General features: G+C 67.1%; 15 protein-coding genes and 2 pseudogenes. 11 read left to right on the forward strand and 6 right to left on the reverse strand.

What is annotated here, in order from left to right:
- Positions 1-134: 134 nt before the first annotated feature.
- Positions 135-1,130: a DNA-processing protein DprA gene (locus E3227_RS00115; protein ID WP_144317176.1), complete on the forward strand. Its 996-nt coding sequence runs from the start codon at positions 135-137 to the stop codon at positions 1,128-1,130.
- A gap of 57 nt (positions 1,131-1,187) precedes the next feature.
- On the forward strand, positions 1,188-2,438 hold the full coding sequence (locus tag E3227_RS00120) for an AlbA family DNA-binding domain-containing protein (protein ID WP_144317177.1): 1,251 nt from the start codon (positions 1,188-1,190) through the stop codon (positions 2,436-2,438).
- Positions 2,439-2,486: 48 nt separating this feature from the next.
- On the opposite strand, the gene E3227_RS00125 is transcribed toward E3227_RS00120, so the two are convergent.
- The 4 genes from E3227_RS00125 to mobF all read right to left on the reverse strand — a co-directional run bounded on the left by E3227_RS00125 (position 2,487) and on the right by mobF (position 8,767).
- Positions 2,487-3,302, reverse strand: a complete 816-nt coding sequence (locus E3227_RS00125; RefSeq protein WP_211346234.1) for a DNA adenine methylase — start codon at positions 3,300-3,302, stop codon at positions 2,487-2,489.
- A gap of 74 nt (positions 3,303-3,376) precedes the next feature.
- A complete protein-coding gene (locus tag E3227_RS00130; protein ID WP_144317179.1) occupies positions 3,377-4,891 on the reverse strand; it encodes a hypothetical protein in 1,515 nt (504 codons plus the stop codon).
- Between the two features lie 48 nt (positions 4,892-4,939).
- Positions 4,940-5,140: a helix-turn-helix domain-containing protein gene (locus E3227_RS00135; RefSeq protein WP_144317180.1), complete on the reverse strand. Its 201-nt coding sequence runs from the start codon at positions 5,138-5,140 to the stop codon at positions 4,940-4,942.
- A gap of 75 nt (positions 5,141-5,215) precedes the next feature.
- The gene (mobF, locus tag E3227_RS00140) at positions 5,216-8,767 is read right to left on the reverse strand and encodes a MobF family relaxase (RefSeq protein WP_144317181.1); all 3,552 of its coding nucleotides are present in this window, start codon (positions 8,765-8,767) and stop codon (positions 5,216-5,218) included.
- Between the two features lie 255 nt (positions 8,768-9,022).
- On the opposite strand from mobF, the pseudogene E3227_RS00145 reads away from it, so the two are divergent.
- Positions 9,023-9,169, forward strand: a pseudogene (locus E3227_RS00145) (hypothetical protein); the annotation flags it as partial.
- An 87-nt stretch (positions 9,170-9,256) separates the two neighbouring features.
- Here E3227_RS00145 and E3227_RS00150 read toward each other — a convergent pair.
- Positions 9,257-9,403 (reverse strand): annotated as a pseudogene (locus E3227_RS00150) (COX15/CtaA family protein); the annotation flags it as partial.
- A gap of 58 nt (positions 9,404-9,461) precedes the next feature.
- A complete protein-coding gene (locus E3227_RS00155) occupies positions 9,462-9,830 on the reverse strand; it encodes a hypothetical protein (protein WP_144317182.1) in 369 nt (122 codons plus the stop codon).
- Between the two features lie 94 nt (positions 9,831-9,924).
- Between E3227_RS00155 and E3227_RS00160 the strand changes: the two genes are divergently transcribed.
- The 8 genes from E3227_RS00160 (at position 9,925) to E3227_RS00195 (ending at position 16,989) form a co-directional block, all read left to right on the forward strand.
- Positions 9,925-10,494 carry a TetR/AcrR family transcriptional regulator gene (locus E3227_RS00160; RefSeq protein WP_144317183.1) on the forward strand — a complete coding sequence of 190 codons (570 nt, stop codon included), beginning with the start codon at positions 9,925-9,927 and terminating at the stop codon, positions 10,492-10,494.
- Positions 10,495-10,567: 73 nt separating this feature from the next.
- Entirely contained in the window at positions 10,568-12,091 is a 1,524-nt protein-coding gene (locus tag E3227_RS00165; RefSeq protein ID WP_144317184.1) for an MFS transporter, read from the forward strand.
- A 221-nt stretch (positions 12,092-12,312) separates the two neighbouring features.
- A complete protein-coding gene (locus E3227_RS00170) occupies positions 12,313-12,564 on the forward strand; it encodes a DUF3817 domain-containing protein (protein WP_144317185.1) in 252 nt (83 codons plus the stop codon).
- A gap of 636 nt (positions 12,565-13,200) precedes the next feature.
- Positions 13,201-13,653 (forward strand): helix-turn-helix domain-containing protein, encoded by a 453-nt coding sequence (locus E3227_RS11500; RefSeq protein ID WP_170228599.1) that lies wholly within the window; start codon positions 13,201-13,203, stop codon positions 13,651-13,653.
- Between the two features lie 243 nt (positions 13,654-13,896).
- Positions 13,897-14,982: an ArdC-like ssDNA-binding domain-containing protein gene (locus tag E3227_RS00180; protein ID WP_144317187.1), complete on the forward strand. Its 1,086-nt coding sequence runs from the start codon at positions 13,897-13,899 to the stop codon at positions 14,980-14,982.
- Entirely contained in the window at positions 14,982-15,878 is an 897-nt protein-coding gene (locus E3227_RS00185; protein ID WP_144317188.1) for a bifunctional DNA primase/polymerase, read from the forward strand. The genes E3227_RS00180 and E3227_RS00185 overlap by 1 nt, the downstream gene beginning before the upstream one ends.
- Positions 15,875-16,552: a DUF2637 domain-containing protein gene (locus E3227_RS00190; protein ID WP_186366106.1), complete on the forward strand. Its 678-nt coding sequence runs from the start codon at positions 15,875-15,877 to the stop codon at positions 16,550-16,552. Before E3227_RS00185 ends, E3227_RS00190 begins: the two co-directional genes overlap by 4 nt.
- Positions 16,549-16,989 (forward strand): hypothetical protein, encoded by a 441-nt coding sequence (locus tag E3227_RS00195; RefSeq protein ID WP_144317189.1) that lies wholly within the window; start codon positions 16,549-16,551, stop codon positions 16,987-16,989. The genes E3227_RS00190 and E3227_RS00195 overlap by 4 nt, the downstream gene beginning before the upstream one ends.
- Positions 16,990-17,028: the final 39 nt, after the last annotated feature.

A 17,028-nucleotide genomic window follows, 5' to 3' on the forward strand; every position in this document is an offset into this window, starting at 1 on the left:
CGAGGGACGCCACATCAAGGAGGAATCTGCCTCCCCTCCAGAGTACGACGCTCCGGCGACATTCGTAAGAGGTGCGCCCGGGGATTCGGGCGGCGCTCGCGCACCTGTCTGGCACACACGGATGGGAGCCGGGCATGGTCACGATCACTTCTCTCGCCAAGGACGAACGCTCCGCACGGGTCGCCCTGGCATCGACCTTGGAGCCCGACGACGCCGTGACCGGCAGGCTCCTCGCCGCGGTCGGCGCGGTCGAGACCGTGCGCCTGGCAGCCGGTGCCGGCGCACTCCCGAAGAACGTCGATGCGGTCGAGGCCAGGCTGTGGCGCAACAAGGTCGCCCCGCGAATGGATGCCCGCACGGTCACGCAGGCACTCGCGGAGACTGACCGCCTCGGGCTGCGCATCCTCATCCCCAGCGACGATGAGTGGCCGACCGCCCTCAACGATCTGGGCAACCGCGCCCCCACCGCTCTATGGCTGCGAGGCGCTGTCTCCTACCTCACCGCGCCGCTGAACGATCGCGTCACGATCACCGGAGCCCGCGCCGCCACTAGTTACGGCGAGCACGTCACGGGCGAACTCGCCTCCAATCTGACCCATGCTGAGCGGATCATCGTGGCCGGCGGCGCCTACGGCATCGACGCCGCCGCACACCGAGCCGCACTCGCCACAGGCGGGCAGACCCTCGCCGTCATGGTCGGCGGCTTGGATCGCCTCTACCCATCCGGCAATCGTGAGCTGCTGGCACGAGTCGGAGACCTCGGCCTGCTCGCCAGTGAGATGCCGCCCGGCTCCGCGCCGACCAAGTGGCGTTTCCTCGCCCGCAATCGCATCCTCGGTGCCCTCTCCGGTGCAACCGTCGTCGTGGAGGCCGGCTATCGCTCCAGCTCCCTCAACGTCGCCGCCCGCGCTACGCAGCTCGGACGCCCGGTCGGCGCCGTGCCCGGCCCGGTAACCAGTGCCGCCAGCTCCGGCACGCACCGGCTCCTGCGCGAAGGCATCGCGTCCCTCATCACCGACGCCACAGACGTCACGGCCCTCCTCGACTCGCCCGCAGGTGGCGGCGGGCAGGCATTCGCGCGTGAGTCGGGCATCACCCCGTCCGCTCATCGGGAGGGGCGCGCGCTGTAGGCAGCCACTGGTCGGCGTCACCGCCAGTTGTCGCAGGTGATCCCTACGCTGGGGGTCATGATCTTCACCGCTCTGCATCGCGCCCTCGGGGTCGCTCCTGGACCTCTGACGGACGAACTGCTGGATGCGGCGGTGAGCAGCGGAGTCATGGAGACGACCGACCTGGACTGGAAGTCAGAGCTGCCCCCGGCGAAGGGACTACCGCAAACAGACTTCCCCAAGGACGTTGCAGCGATGGCGAACAGCGGCGGCGGCGTCATCGTGTTCGGAGTACGCGAGTCGCAGAAGGCCGCGACAGAGCGAGTCGACGTCGGAGAGTTCGATGAAGCGTACGAGCGATCCCTGCGCTCCGCAGCGATCACCGCTATCTCCCCGCCCGTCTTCGGCCTCAACGTGCACCGCCTCGGAACGGAGGGTGCCCGCGCTGTCGTCGTGGAAGTGCCGGCAAGCGTTGACGGGCCACACCTGATCTACCGCAACGACTACTTCGGCGCTCCGGTGCGCAACGACTCCGACACCGTATGGATGAAGGAACGACAGATCGAGGCGATGTACCGAGCACGCTTCGATGAACGCCGCCACGCCAGCGAAGCGCTCGACAACCTGTATGCCGAGACCGCGGGCGGCCGCGCCACGAGCGAACGCGCCTGGCTGATCGCTGTCGCCCACCCGCGCGTCCCTCGCCTCCACAACCGCCTGACGCGCGACGGAGCGCGCGACGTACTGACCAAGGCCGAAGGCCTCGCCCTGTTCTACGCCGGACGTGGAGGTGTGCACCCGCTGGAAAACGTCGACCGGCACAACCCACGACCGGGATCGCGGCGCTGGGTCGCCGTCAACACCGCAACGGGCGACAGATCACAGTGGAAGGAAGCATGGGCAAGTCTCCACCACGACGGATCAGTCACGCTCGCAGCCGCAATCGGCGGCCACCGCATGAGTAGCGACGGGTACTTCGAGGGATCGCAGGTCCAGTCGGACGCGGTCGAGTGCGGCGTCGCAGGCCTGATGGCTCTCATCCGGACGACCGCCGACGCGACGGGCAACGACGAGTACGACGTGCGCGTCGGGATCGAGTGGACCGGATCAGAGGCCCTGACGATCCTCACGGTGGATAACTTCGGCCACTCCTACGGTGGTGTCTCCACACCGTTGCACCGCTACATGCCTGTCGAGAGCACCGTGAACGCGGCGGCTGCCGACCTTGACTTCTACTGGCGTGTTCACGACCTCGCTCAGGATTGCGTCAACCAAGGCGGCGTATCAAACGTGCGGCTGATCCGTCCGCCCGAGCGCGAGGAGGCATAGTTCTTCCGCCTCCTCTGCGGTGGGCGGCCCTCGTCCCGTAGGAGCTGGCTACGTCAACGTTGTCGGCGTGAGCGGCCAGCCCTGTCCGATCTCCGGAACGGATTCAGAGAGCACGGCGACCTCAGTGGCTTTGCCGACGCGATGCGCTGAGTAGTGGAGCTCAAACTCTCGACGCCGACGCGCCGCGTAGAGCTCCGCCACCTGTGGAGCGTTGTCATAGGTAAGAATCCACGGCCTGTCTGCGACGGAGTTGAGGACCCGCGCAAGGTCTTCGTGGTCGGTTGCAGAGAAGGCGTTGAGGTACAACGAACCGGCCTTCTCGAAGTAGGGCGGGTCGGCGTAGATGAAGACATCGTCCTTGGGAGCGTACTCAGCGATGACCTCAATACCATCGCGCGACGTCGGGACGATGTTGTCTGCATAGAGCGACAGTATTCGGATACGTTCAGCAAGGCCGTCCCGGTTGAAGCGGGCGTCGATCTTGTAATTACCCGTTTGGTCTAGCCCGCCGATCGGGCCGCCGTTGAGCACCCCGGACCTGTTCGTGCGATTGAGATAGAAGGTGGCAAATCCGAGCTGTGACAGATCGCTGGTGTCGGCGGCAACATAGATTTCGCGCTGCCGCCGCCACTCGGTGACGTCAAGCTTGGCCTTGTGGATTCGCTCGATCAGCCATCCGGGCTCGGACTGAACCGTAGTCCAGAATGCGTGGATAGCCGGGTCGAGGTCGTTGATGACGACGCGCTCGACTTGCCCCGTTACCAGGAGACTGAGACCGGCGCCGACTCCGCCCGCATACGGCTCGACGTAGGTGCAGCCTGCGAGGTCCATATCGCGGATCATCTTGCGCAGGCGCGAGTACAAGGCAGACTTTCCGCCCGGGTACCGGAGCGGTGAGATTCGCGGGCGTCGTGTGGACACCCCGATGGCGCTCGTGCTCATGGCTTCATCACGTATCTCATGATCGAGTCGATGGAGGCCCACATTGAGAACGTTTGGTCGGGATCGACTAGGAAGTGGTGGTTGTGGTTGATCGCATTGAGCGAGTCGCCTGAGTTCGTGTACGTAACGAGCTTCCCTGTCCTGACGCCCTCGATGACCTGGATCAGGTGCTTCGGGCCGTTCGCCTTGACGTGTTCCAAGAGCCAGTTCAGGGCGTGGCCAAGTTGGACACGGCCGTTCTGGTTGTTCCCGGAGCCCTTGATGTCGATCGACTTTGCCTCCGCATACGCCTTGATCGACTTTTCCAGTACGGCCCGGATCATTAGGAAGGTGGCGTTAGGGAACTTTTGCACGTCGACCTCAGACAGTTCGCCGAGCAGCAGTTTCAACCCTTCGGGGTAACTCGCGGGAGCCTTGATCTGCCCGAGGTCGAGGTTCCTGAGCTTCTTCTTGGCTGGACGCTTCCTCGGAGGCTTCGGCTCCGCGGTGCCAGGCGCAGCGCTCGGAGGTTCTCCGAGACCAGGTGCCCCCGTGGGCGGAGTCGGCTTAGCGCCGGGGCCACCGGGCGGTGGGTTGTTCCCTCCGTCGGGAGTCGTCCCTGTAGTTGGGGTTGTGGGGTTAGGCGGAGCTGCTTCTCCCGCGTCAGCAACGATCTGACGCAGTTCCTTCATCAGCTGCGTGTAGCGAGGACTTGAGACCGAGTTCAGGCTGCGCGTGTTGATGTTCTCGTCGTACATCCCGCGAACGATTGCCGTAGCAACATCTTTGAAGACTTCGTCCGAGAGCGTCTTCGTGACGTTGCCGTCTGAATCCATCGTAAGCCCCGTCAGGTCAAGGAACTCTTTCGACTCGTAGATGCGCGCCAGCGTCGATAGGCCCCTGGCCCACTTCTTTGTTGCAAGGAAGTCTTGAAGCTCGGCCTCGTCGTAATGCACGGACTTGAAGAGATTGATGATGTGCGCTCGAAAGACGAATTTGCGAACGTCGATCGTGGGATACCTAGTCAGAAGTTCACGGAGCTTCCTCCCCGCGTCGATCTGCGCCTGGAAGAACGCCGCCTGCCTGCTGGGACTCCAGGCCCGCCGCAGGTTCCCGGTGTGGATAGCCGCGATCAACTGATCCGCTTCGGTCTGGTTCGGTGCAACCATGACCCGGACCTTCGCGAGCGCAGAGCGGTCTGGCAGAAGGGCCGCCAGCGACGCGACTCGCGCCTGATAGTCGGGGACCAACATCGGGTTCTGGATGGCTTTGAGTGCAGCGAGCCTGCGGTTCCCCTCAACCATCACATACTTACCGCGTCGCTTTAGGACGACCGGCGTCTCGTGTGTCAGATAGCCGACCTTGCAGATGCCCTCGACAAGCGCTAACGCATCTTCGTTGACGAACAGGTCTTCAATGATGTCGGCCTCGACCTTCGCGTCGGCCACTTCAAGGCGAACGTTTTTTGGATCGAGTTGGATTTCTTTCAGGACGTCAAGCTCAACTTCGGGCCAGTTCGAAGTATCTAGCATTTGTCACCGCCTAGGACACTGTTCATCTCGGACAGTGCCGTCACGACCTCACTCATTGTGCTCTGCTCCTGCCTGCGGCAGTGAACCGCGGACGTACGCAAGGACATCGCTCCTCACGAAGCGCCAAGCGCGTCCCACCTTCTCTCCGGGCAGCGACCCCGCGCGGGCGAGTGAGAGCACTGTCTTGGTGGAGACACGCAAGAGCGCTGCCGCTTCATCAGCGGTCAGAACCTCGTTATCTTCCGGCATCTTCTCGTAGCCTCCTTGTGCGGGACACATCTTCACGCTACCAGGTCGCGGGCTTCGTAGGTTGGCGTTCAGGCGCTACAAGGAGCGTCGGACCGGCCTAGTAGTAGCAGGCGATTGACGTGCGCTGTTCGGTTCTCTTTCGAGCGAGCGGGTTCGGTCAAGCGCAGCACGGGCGCGGGCGACGTCGATCTTCTGCGTCTCGGCTTCGGCGGGTGCTCCGAGGGGTGCGGGTCCGGTGATGCCGTAGCGGTCGCGGTAGGCGGCGATGGTGCGCGCGGCGTTCCGCCATGCCTGGGCCGCTCGTGCAGTCTTGGGTGGGGTTCCGAGTTTCGTGATCCACTCGTGTTTCTCGGTGAGTGCGGTGTCGAGGAGAGCATCGGCCCGGGCTTCGATGAGGTCGCGTCGCTCGGTCAGCGCTTGCCGCATCTCGGATGGCATGATGCCGGTGGCTTCGGGGATGAGGCCCACGATGAGACGTGGTGTTCTGCGTGCACGCCCGGCTCCCGCTGGCCTGGCGGTCGCGCGGGCAAGACGGTAGTGCAGGACCGCGGCGATGTCGTCGGCGTCCCCGAACCCGCGTGCTCGCACGAGGCGCGGCAGCAGGGTCTCGACGTCGTGCTGGTTGGCCTCGGCCCGACGGAGCTCGGCAGTCAGCGCTCCGAATGCGGGTGAGGCGATCGCGTCCTCGGCGTCGTCGTCGCTGAGCCCAGACGAGCGGACGAGCGCGGCCCAGCGGTCGTGTTGGGCGGCGGCGGCCAGGGTCTCGTACTCGGCGGTAAGCTGCGCGATCGAGGCCCAGGTGTCCTGCTCCGCAGTGATCGTCTCGTGCGCCGACAGCTCGGCACCGACGTGCTGCAGCACCCCGAACAACACGGACCGGGCTGTCGCCTCGGTGTTGTCGCCGGGGCGAGGGCCGTCGTGGGCGGGGTCGGGCTTGTCGACGGCGACGTAGGCGATGTTCTGCTCGCGCCCCCTCGTCATGGCGACATAGAACGTCTCTCTGGTCATCGACGCATCCGCCAGGACGTGCGAGGAGTCCACGGTGATGCCCTGCGCCCGGTATGACGTCACGGCGTAACCGAGATCGAGGTGTTCGGCCGCGTACTCGGCCGGGACCACGACCGAGGCGCCCCACGTGCGCCCTGCGCGGCGGAGGGTGAGAGCGCCGTCGTCACGGACCTCGGTGACCGTCCACCTATCGCCGTTGCGGACCCAGGACCGTCCCGCGCGGAGGCGGCGGTCGTTGCGGCGAGTGATGACCGTATCCCCGACCGCAGCCCTCATTCCGTCGTGCAGTTCGACCTCACGGCGGGCGTTCACGGTGCCGTCGAGGATCAGATCAGCGCGTGCCCGGTTGTTGAGCGCCTGGACGGACTCGTTCGAGGCGGTCACGAGCACACTGGCTCGCCCGGCGAGTGTGTCGTTGCGCCAGGCGGTGTAGGCGACGTCGATCATCTCCTCCGTCTCACCACCTCGGATGCGACCGTGTTCGGTGTAGGTGTCGATGACATCGGTGCGCCCATGCCGCAGCGCGAGGGACGCGGTCTTCTCCCACGGGTGGACGAACCGGTGCACGTCGACCAGCTCCGGGGCGTCGTCACGGTCGTGGACGAGGAGGGAGAACGCGCCACCGGCGGTGACGGACTGAAGCTGGGCGTGGTCCCCGACCAGCAGCACCTTCGCCCCGGCCTCCGCCGCCAAGGCGGTGATGCGGTCAAGGGAGAGCGTGCCCGCCAGCGATGCCTCGTCGACGATGACGAGCTGACCCTTGCGGAACGTCTCGCCGGCGCGGTCGTGAGTGTCGAGCCACTTGGCCGTGTTCTCGGTCTGGATGCCGAGGTCATCGGCCAGGACCTGCGCGGCGACCGCGGACGGCGCAAGCCCGACCACGCTGCCACGTCCGTGCTCGCGTTCCCACGCCCGCCGCAACGCTGACATCGCGGTGGTCTTCCCCGCCCCAGCAGGGCCGACCAGCACATCGACCACCCGGCCCGAGAGCGCGATCTTCGTCAGTGCGGCCGCCTGGTCGTCACCGAGCATCCGGCCCTTGCTGTCGGGCCGCTTCGTAACCCGTTCGACGGTGGTCAGCGGCACGGTCGGTGCGGTGGTGGTGCGGGCGCGTTCGAGGAGGCGGTCTTCGGCGGCCAGCAGCTCCTCGGAGGAGAACAGCGCGGAGTGCTTCGGCCGGAACACGCTCGTGCCGTCCGGTCGGCGGAACGCGGCCGGGCTGGATGCGAGCTCGGGCGGGGTCAGGCGCAGCGAAGCGGCTTCGGCGGCGTCTACGACCAGGCCGACGATAGCTTCGCGATCCTCTGTCGACGCGAACCGGTAGGCCATCGTCTGCCGCGCGGCCTCGGCAGTGAGGTTCCAGCGATGCCAGGTGGATCGCTTCTCACCGACCGCAGCCACAACGTCTGCCCCGAGCGAGTCGATCACATCCAACGGCACGTCGTCCGCGCGCAGCAGCAACGGCTCCTTGTTTGCCGTCACGCCGCGCGCCCACGAGGTCGTATCCGACCCGAGCACCTGCCCGGCCCGTTCCCGCCAGGAGGCGGTGAGGTCAGCCAGCGACCGGACTTCCTTCTCCGGCCGGGTCGAGAGGGTGGCCTGGGCGCGGAGCTTCATGATCGTCGCCGGCGACGGCCGCCGCCCATGCGCGTCGACGTACTGGCCGATGAGGCGGTCGGTCTCGGCATCAATGTGCCGGGCACGGGTGGAGAACTCCTTCACCATCGCCTCGGGCACCGCGGCGATCGCCCACGCGGGGTTGCGGTCGCGGCCCATGTCGCGCGCCTCCCACGAGACGCCAAACGAGCGAGTGAGGTGGTCAGCGAACACCGCCTCGTGCAGCTCGGAGAGGGCGACCACGGCGGCGTGCATCGGCCGCCCATCCAGCGACCGCCATTTGCCATCGAGGACGGTCTGCACCTTGTTGCTGATGACGACATGCGTGTGCAGGTGCGGGTCGCCCGCCCGGCTGTCGTAGTGATCGAACGCCGTGGCGACCAGACCTGCGACGTCGACCTGTGCAACCGCGCCGTCGCGGTCGGTTGCGCCGGTGCGGGTGGCTGCAACCTCCCGCTCCATGAACGCAACCACCTCCGCAACCGCAGCGTGATGCGCGTCCGCGATCAACGCCTGCGTCCCCGCGTCCGCGACCGCCCAGAGCACGCTGGCGGACTTCGGGATCGAGAACGTGAAGTCGAACCCCGCAACCGCCCGCCGCGTCCCGCGCCCGGCCTCCTCCGTGTCGATGGCCGCGACCGCCTCCGCGCGTGACGCCGGCCCGAGTGCGGGATCAAGCGCACTGGTACGTGCCTCGATCCGCTCGGCCACGGTTCGGTATTCGGGGTACGCGCGGCCCAGCGGTTCACCGGTGATCGGGTCTCGACCCATGCCGACCAGCAGCTGGAGCTGGGCTTCGGAGACCTGATCACCCACGCTGATCCGCCCGCCGCCGAGTGTGGCGACCCCGGCACCGAGCCAGCGACCGGGCGGGGTGCCCTCGGCGTTGTAGTAGCGCGTCAACGGAGTCGAGAGCGAGCGGTCGCCGTCGCCGGCCGCGACAGTGCGCAACAGGTACTTATACCCGTCACCCGCCGACATCACGCGCATCGAAACCGTCATCCGGCCCGCCCTCTCTGCCTGCTCACGAGGTGAGCAGCGGCCCGCCGAAGGCGGGCTCAACCTCGATCTGCAAGAGGCGTGGTGGCTCTGAGGGAGGCGGAGACGAAGGCTCCGTCAGAGGCCGGGCGCGGCGCGGTCAGCGAGGCACGGGAGGCACGGGAGGCGCGGGAGGCGCGGCGAGCACCTGGCAGATAACCAGCCCGGTCAGCGCTCGCAGAGGCAGCGACCGGGGATCACCGATCTGCCGGAGTCCTCATGCCGAACGCCAGCGACGAACCGGGCGACCGCCGCCTGCGGGTCGGGTCGCTGTTCTCCGGCTACGGCGGACTCGACCTCGCTGTCGAGGAGGTGTTCGACGCCCGCACGATCTGGTTCTCCGAGATCAACGAGCCCGTCGCCCGCGTCTTCGCCCACCACTGGCCCGACGCCCCCAACCTCGGCGACATCACCACCATCGACTGGAACACTGAAACCCGGGGCGCTTCAGAGGGAGTCCTCGGTGCACAGCGGCCAGGTCGGGCAGCCCAGCCCGGATGCGGTAAGCCTGACCGCCCCGCCGGTCGCGACGATCAGGATGTTCGCGGCCAGGGAGAGCTTCGCCCACACGAGCGGTCGGGCACGGACCCATTCCCACAGCCGCGCCCGCCAACCATCGCCCCGCCCGGCGACGTGGGGCGTGTCGAGGGGGCGGGTTTCAGGCACGGCGGTAGCGGCGTGCGCGGATGAACGAGGTCACCCCGAGAACCAGGTAGACCAGCAGCGCGACGAAGGTCAGGGTGCTGGCGATGACCGCTATAGGGCGCTCTGCGGTGCCCCCGAGGAGCTCCCCGAGCTTGAGGACGTTCATGAGCGTGCCGGCCAGGCCGACGAGCGCGACTGCCAGCGCCGCATGGATCGCGTGCCGGTGCGCCGCCTCTTTCCGGGAGATGAGTCCGGCGATCACCAGCAGGATGCCGAGGGCTGCGGGGATCAGCGCGGTGAGGCTGGATGCCCCCGACGCGATGTAGGCGACTATCCCGATCACAGTCACGACTGCCCCGGTCCCGATCGTCCACTTCGTCATGCTGTCGTTCCTCTCCACACACGGTTACGGTACCATTTAGTATAGTCTAGTGGTTGGTGAGGTACGGCGTCGATACGGAGGAGGCGGCACGGTGGTGAGGCCGAGTAAGAAGTCTGCGATCGTCGAGGCGGCGATGCGGGTCGCTGAGGAGCAGGGGCTGTCTGCGGTGACGATCGACGCTGTCGCCGAGCAGGCGGGCATCACCAAGGGGGGCCTGCTGTATCACTTCCCGAGCCGGACGGCACTGCTGAGTGGGGTGTATGAGCAGTTGGCGGCCGACTGGGAGAAGGAGATGGTCTCAGCCGCCGGGAAACCCGCTTCTGAGGCGACCCGTGCTGAGCGGTTGGCGGCGTATGTGCGGGTCGCGGCCCGGTCGATGACCCGCGCGGAACTGGTGTTCATGGCTGACGGCGCCGCGCACCGTGACCTCTTCGCACCCTGTGCGGAAGTGGCCGCGCGGTGGACGACCCCGCTCCCTCAGCCCGGCGTGGACGACAGGTATCCGCGGGAGGAGCTGCGGATGCTGACCGCACGGATGGCCGCCGACGGGCTGTGGAGCTACGAAGCCCTCACCGGGGAGCCCATCCCGCAGGCTCTGCGGGTGCAGCTCCTGGAACACATCGCCGCCTCCCTGGACACCACCAGCACGGACTCTGCGCGATGAACACAAGAATCTATGGCAACCGGCCGGGCGCAATGATCGAAAGAACTCCTGACACAAGAAGGCATCCCCGCACATGAACACTGTGAACACTCAAGCGTCATCGCTGTCATCGCGGCGGTGGGTGCTGCTGGTGACTGTCGCGTTCGGCCTGTTGCTGATCACGCTCGACAACTCGATCCTCTACACCGCCCTGCCCACCCTGACGGTGGACCTGGGCGCGTCGGCCTCCCAAGGCCTGTGGATCATCAACGCCTACCCGCTGGTGATGGCGGGCCTGCTGCTGGGGTCGGGAACCTTGGGTGACCGGTTCGGGCATCGCCGTCTCTTCCTGGTCGGTCTCACGCTCTTCGGGGCGGCGTCGCTGGTGGCCGCGTTCTCCCCGACACCGGAGGTCCTGATCGGTGCGCGTGCGCTCCTCGCGGTGGGGGCGGCGTGCATGATGCCCGCCACTCTCGCGCTGATCCGGCTCGGGTTCGATGACGTGCGGGAGCGGAACATCGCGATCGCGATCTGGGGCAGCATCTCCGTGGTCGGCGCCGCGCTCGGACCCATCGTCGGGGGTGCACTGTTGGAGCGGTTCTGGTGGGGGTCGGTGTTCCTCATCAACATCCCCGTCGTGATCGCAGCCCTCATCCTCACCCCGCTCGTCGTCCCTGCAGGAACCCGGGACCGGGCGAAGAAGTGGGATGCGATCTCCTCCCTCTACGCCCTCCTCACCCTCACCGGCGCGGTCCTCGCGATCAAAGAAGCCGCCCACACCCCGCAGAACTGGGCGATCGTCGCAGGCGCCACGGTCGTCGCGGCCATCGGCGGTGTCCTGTTCACCAGACGCCAGCTCCGCTCGAACGATCCGCTGCTGGACTTCGGGGTGTTCCGCAACCGCGCGTTCAGCGCCGGGATCATCACCGCAGCGACCGCAATGTTCGCCATCGGCGGCATCCAACTGGTCACCACGCAACGCTTCCAACTCGTCGACGGGTTCACCCCACTCCAAGCAGGACTCCTCGTGGCCGCTGTCGCGATCGGGGCTCTGCCCACCGGGATTCTCGGCGGCGCGTTCCTGCACAGGCTCGGGCTGCGCATCATCATCAGCGGAGGCTTCACCCTCGCCACAATCGGCATGATCATCACCCTCATCGGAGTGCAGACCGCGTTCCCGGTATTCGTGGCCGGGCTCGCCGTCACCGGCGCCGGATTGGGGGCCACGATGTCAGTCGCATCGACCGCGATCGTGGGGAACGTCCCCCCACGCAAGGCCGGTATGGCAGCCTCGGTCGAGGAAGTGTCCTACGAGTTCGGCAGCCTCATCGCCGTCGCCGTCCTCGGCAGCCTCCTCTCCCTCTTCTACACCTCCCGCATCCACCTCCCCCAGGGCGCCCCTGCCGAAGCCGCCGACAGCATCGCCACCGCCCGCGACCTCGCCAGCGACCATCCGGGCCTGCTCGACGCCGCCGCTATCGCGTTCAACAGCGGCTACACGACCATCATGATCATCATCGCCGTCGTGATCGCCGCAGGCGTCATCACCACCGGGTGGCTGCTCCGACAGTACGGACCCGGCAGCACCGCCTCCGCCTACGAAGACAACACCCACTAAGCCTCGCGCTAAGAGGATCACGACCTATGGATTGTCACCACCGCAACCACGCCGCGGAGCATCAATGACACACACGCCCTCACGAAACGAACGCTTCTTCCGACTCGCCTTCCGCACCACCGCGCTCATCGAAGGCATCAGCTGGCTCGGCATGCTCACCGCCCTCGCTATCAAATACCCCCTCCACGGCAGCCCCCTACCCGTCACCATCTGGGGGGTGGGTGCACGGAATCGCATGGATCGCCTTCGTCCTCGCCTGCGTCGCCGCCGCCATCCGCTTCCGCTGGACCTGGTGGGCACTCCCCACCGGCATCATCGCCTCGATGCTCCCGTTCCTCACCGTCCCCTTCGACCTCTGGATGGAAAGAACCGGGCGACTCTCGACAGCGAACCGACCTGCCAACCACGTACAAACAACGGCTCCTCACCCCCTCACCAAGGAAGAGGCATCAAAAGACGTTTCTACGAAATGATATCAACCGCATTCAATAGAGTCTTAAGAAAGGACTCCCTGCGCTGATAGCGGCTGTTGCCATGTCACCCGCACATAGGAACAACGCGCGAGAACTGTGAGAGCAAGCGAATACCGCGATCCACATGAAGGGTCGTCTACGAGACCAGACAACCCCGGCACGAGGTTAATCAATCGCGGCGCACGGCTTCTGACGGCGATCGAAATCTCCCGCAGCGCAATGACCAGGCGAGTGATTCCTGCGGAGATAAAGATCCTGCACATTCTTGAGGGCGCAGCTGAAATCTCGACGGCACAGGGCCGGTACCTTCTCATGCCTGGCATGGCCTTGGCTCTAGGAGCTGGTGAATGGTGCCAGATGCGTCCGAGGCAATACGTCCGACTCTGGGCGGTGTACAGCGATGAACGCTTCTTGCGTGAACAGATGGCATGGTTCCTTCCCGACAAGACGCGGCTCCGCGCTGGCGTGCATCCTCACGACTGGGACGGGAGCCCACTCGTTCTGCATCCTGGTGTGTCTACCCTGCGCCGTGTCGAACCGATCTGGCGGCAGCTGAGCGTACTCGGCAACGGCACGAAGTCACCGGAGGTGGTGGCAGTACGTACCGTAGAACTGTTCGCCGGTTGGGTAGGCCTTGTGACTCCCGCGTTCCTCGCGCCGGATGCGGCCGCCAACTCAGATGGTACTGAGTTGAGCCAGGCAGGCGGGCTACTCATGTCGATCTCCTTGGCCGGACACGTGGGACGTGCAGTGCAGCTTCTGCGTGACCGCATGGCTGAGTCGTGGACGACTACGGCCCTCGCGCGTTCCGTCGCCGTCTCCCGTACTCACTTAACCCGCCTGTTCGTTGCCTGTACCGGCTTTCCACCGATGCGTTACCTCACGGAGATACGGCTGACAGAGTTCACCCGGCTCATTGATGAGACTGACTGGACTGTGGCACGTGCTGCGGGCGCAGTCGGCTGGCGCGATCCCCGGGTCGCCTCACGCTGGTTCTCCCGCCGCTACGGCATCACGCCATCGCAGTACCGCGCCAGCGGGCGTCCCGAAGGACGCCAAGCAAACCCTCCGCACTCACCGGCAGGCTGACTCGTCAACCCCCTCGACTCGCCGTATGTCGCGTACTTCTCGTCGTGTGAACCCTGAGCACTTGAAGGACTTCGACTCTACGCCGCACCGCAGGTAAACCGGATGAGACACGTCGGGTTCATCGTGGAGCCTGGCGGTCGCCACGCTCTGTTCCGTCCGTCTCGTTCCTGATCTCCCCGGCGCACCTAATGGTCGCAGGGGTCACCGGCTTGTGCCGTTGGCCTTGCCGGGAGGAGGTCACAGGTGGCGACGGACGAGGAGGCACGGGCTACGCGCGACGCGAAGCTCGAACAGCTCCATGAGCGGTTGACGGCTGCGGTCGACCTGCTTGTGTCGGGTGAGGATTGGAAGCGTGCGCTGGAGTTCGCTGCTCGGTTCCGGGCGCGCTCGTTCCGCAACACGCTGCTGATCCTCGCCCAGCATCTCGATGCTTACGAGCAGGGTCGTGTCGCGTCGCCGGAGCCGTCCTATGTCGCGGGCTATAAGCAGTGGCAGTCGCTGGGTCGGCAGGTGGAGCGGGGTCAGGCGGGGTATGTGATCTTCGCGCCGGTGACGGGTCGGTTCGCGTCGAGTAATCCGGCTGATTCTGAGTCGTGGCGGCGGCTGGGCCGGTTCGAGAAGCCGAAGCCCGGCGAGGTGGTGCGTTCCCGGATGGTCGGCGCGAAGCCCGCCTACGTCTGGGATGTGTCGCAGACCAGCGGTGATCCCGTGCCCGAGCGCCCTGCCCCGACGCTCCTGGAAGGCGAGGCGCCCGACGGGCTGTGGGCAGGGCTTGCCTCCTTGGTGGAGGCCGAAGGGTTCACGGTGACGCGCGTCGCGGATGAGCGGGAGATTCGTGGCGCGAACGGTGTCACGGACTACACGAACCGCACGGTGGCGGTGCGGTCGAACATGGACGACGCCGCGCAGGTGAAGACACTCGCGCACGAACTCGCACATGTGAAGCTCCACGGCCCCGACAACCCGGATGCGACCGGGCATCGCGGGATCGGTGAAGTCGAGGCGGAGTCGGTGGCGCTGATGATCGGTGCCGCGCACGGCATGGACACCACCGCCTACACGATCCCGTATATCTCCGGGTGGGCGGGTACGGTCAAGGACAAGGACCCGGCCGAGGTCGTGCAGGCCACCGGTGAACGCGTCCGCAAGACCGCCGGGGCGATCCTCGATGCCCTCGACACCGTCCAGGTCGGCACGGGCGACCCACCCGGCCTGACCCGTGAGTCCGCCACCCCGTCGCGAGGGGCCGGGGCGGAGCGAACAGTTCCGGCACTGGTCGAGCCAGCGCGTTCCTCGCGTGCGGCGGATGCCGTGGTGAGGGGGCTGTGATGAGCGTCGCCAGCGTCCTTGCCTCCCTCAGCGGGCTCCCGCTTCCGCAAGCCGCCGCGCGGCTCGCGGCGGCGGGGGTGCCGGTGTTCCCGTGCGTGCCGGGCGAGAAGCGTCCGCTCACCCGGCATGGGTTCCATGAGGCGAGCGTTGACCTGGCGCAGGTTGTGGCGTGGTGGCATCGCTGGCCGTCCGCGAACATCGGCGTCCCCACCGGCACCGCGTCTGGGGTCGATGTCGTGGATGTGGACCGCAAGCCGGACGGGAACGGGTTCGACGCCTTCGGTCGTGCCCGCCGGGCGGGGCTCGTGGAGGGGTGGGTGGCGGTGGTGCGCACGCCGTCCGGTGGTGCGCATTTCTACTACCCGGCCGACCCCGGCCGGTCGCAGCCGTCGTGGCAGGCGGCCGCGGCACGTGTCGACTTCCGTGGCACCGGCGGGTACGTCATCGTCCCTCCCTCCGCCGTCATGACCGTCCACGGCCCGGCCGGGTACTCGCTCACCGCGCACGGTAACCGGGAGCCGCGCCCGGTGGATGCGGCGGCGCTGCGGGACTTCCTCGATCCGCGTCCCGAGCCCGTCGTGCATCGGGCGCGGGGCCCTGTTCGTTCGGAGGACGCGAAGCGGCTGGCCGACTGGGTGGGCATGCGCGCGGAGGGCGAACGCAACCGTGGCCTGTTCTGGGCCTCCTGCCGCCTCGCGGAGGCGGGGTTGTCTCTGCCGGAGATGGTCGATGCGCTCGCCCCGGCGGGTGAGCGGGTCGGGTTGCCGCCGCGGGAGGTCGTCACGACGATCCGCTCCGCCTACCGCGCCACCCACGTCCAACCCGCACCATCCAGCGTGGTACGGGACGATGATCTGCGGCGCGTGCCGCGTCTTGCAGGGCAGGTGCTCTCATGAACCCGCAGGCGCCGGCACCTGTGCGGTCGCGGGGTGGCCGGGTGGCGGTGGCGACGGCGGTCGCCGGGACGGTGTTCATCGCTGCAGGTGCGTTCTGGCTCTCCTTCACCGCTCTGGCGGACCTTGCCCGCCGCTCCGGGATCGATGCGGGGCAGGCGTGGGCGTGGCCGCTGATCGTGGACGGGATCATCGTCGTCGCAACCGTTGCCGTCGTCGCGCTCGCTCGGCAGCGGTCGGCTTGGTATCCGTGGGTGCTGCTCGCTGCGGGTGCGCTGGTGTCGGTGACGGCGAACGCGATCCATGCCGTCGTCGCCGCCGATGCCGATGTGCCCGGGGTGCTGGCGGCGTCGGTGGCGGCGGTGCCGCCGCTGGTGCTGCTTGCGATCACGCACCTCACCGTCATCCTCACCCGACCGGCCTCCGAGGCCGCCAAGCCACATCTCGCCGACGAGGACGAGCCGACGCCGGAGAGCGGTCTGTCCGAGCTGCAGGCCGTTATTCCCACACCGGGGTCGGAGCAGACGCCCGCGCGGGAGGTGGCGGGGCGGTTGCGAGATGAGGAGGGCTGGTCGAACAAAGCGATCGCCCGGCACCTCGGCGTGCACCCCTCCACCGTGGGCCGCTGGTTCGCACGCCCCGAACTCACCACCCGTGACGAACAGGAGACGCCATGAACGACGACCAGCACACGTACGTCGAGCCCACCGCTACGGCGCTGCACGAGCGAGACCATGACCGTGCTGAGGAGACGCCGCGTGAAAGCGAGGCGTCGGCGCTGGCCCGGCACCGCGACCCGTCACTGGCCAAAGACTCGACGGCGAAGGACGCGGCGACGAGAGCGCGTGCTGGTGTGGAGTGGGTGCGTCCGACTGATCTGATGGCGTCGCGTTCGGCGCGGATAGTGGGGCGGGGTATCGATTTTCAGGCCGAGCTCGCCCGCCGCGCCCGCCGGGTACCTGGTCAGGCGTATCGGGCGACCCGTGACGGGGCACGGTCGGGTGCGCGGTTCGTGAGCGAGCGGGCACGGAAGCTGCCGCCGGTGACCGCGTTCGGTCGTGGTGGCGGGGAGCGGTTCTCATGGGTGTCGCGCTCCGGGATCGGGCTCGGGTAACCGCCATGCACGCCCCCAGCCAACGTCTGAGCGCGCCTG

Origin of the sequence: Corynebacterium sanguinis (assembly GCF_007641235.1) — a bacterium.
Classification (GTDB): Bacteria; Actinomycetota; Actinomycetes; order Mycobacteriales; family Mycobacteriaceae; genus Corynebacterium; species Corynebacterium sanguinis.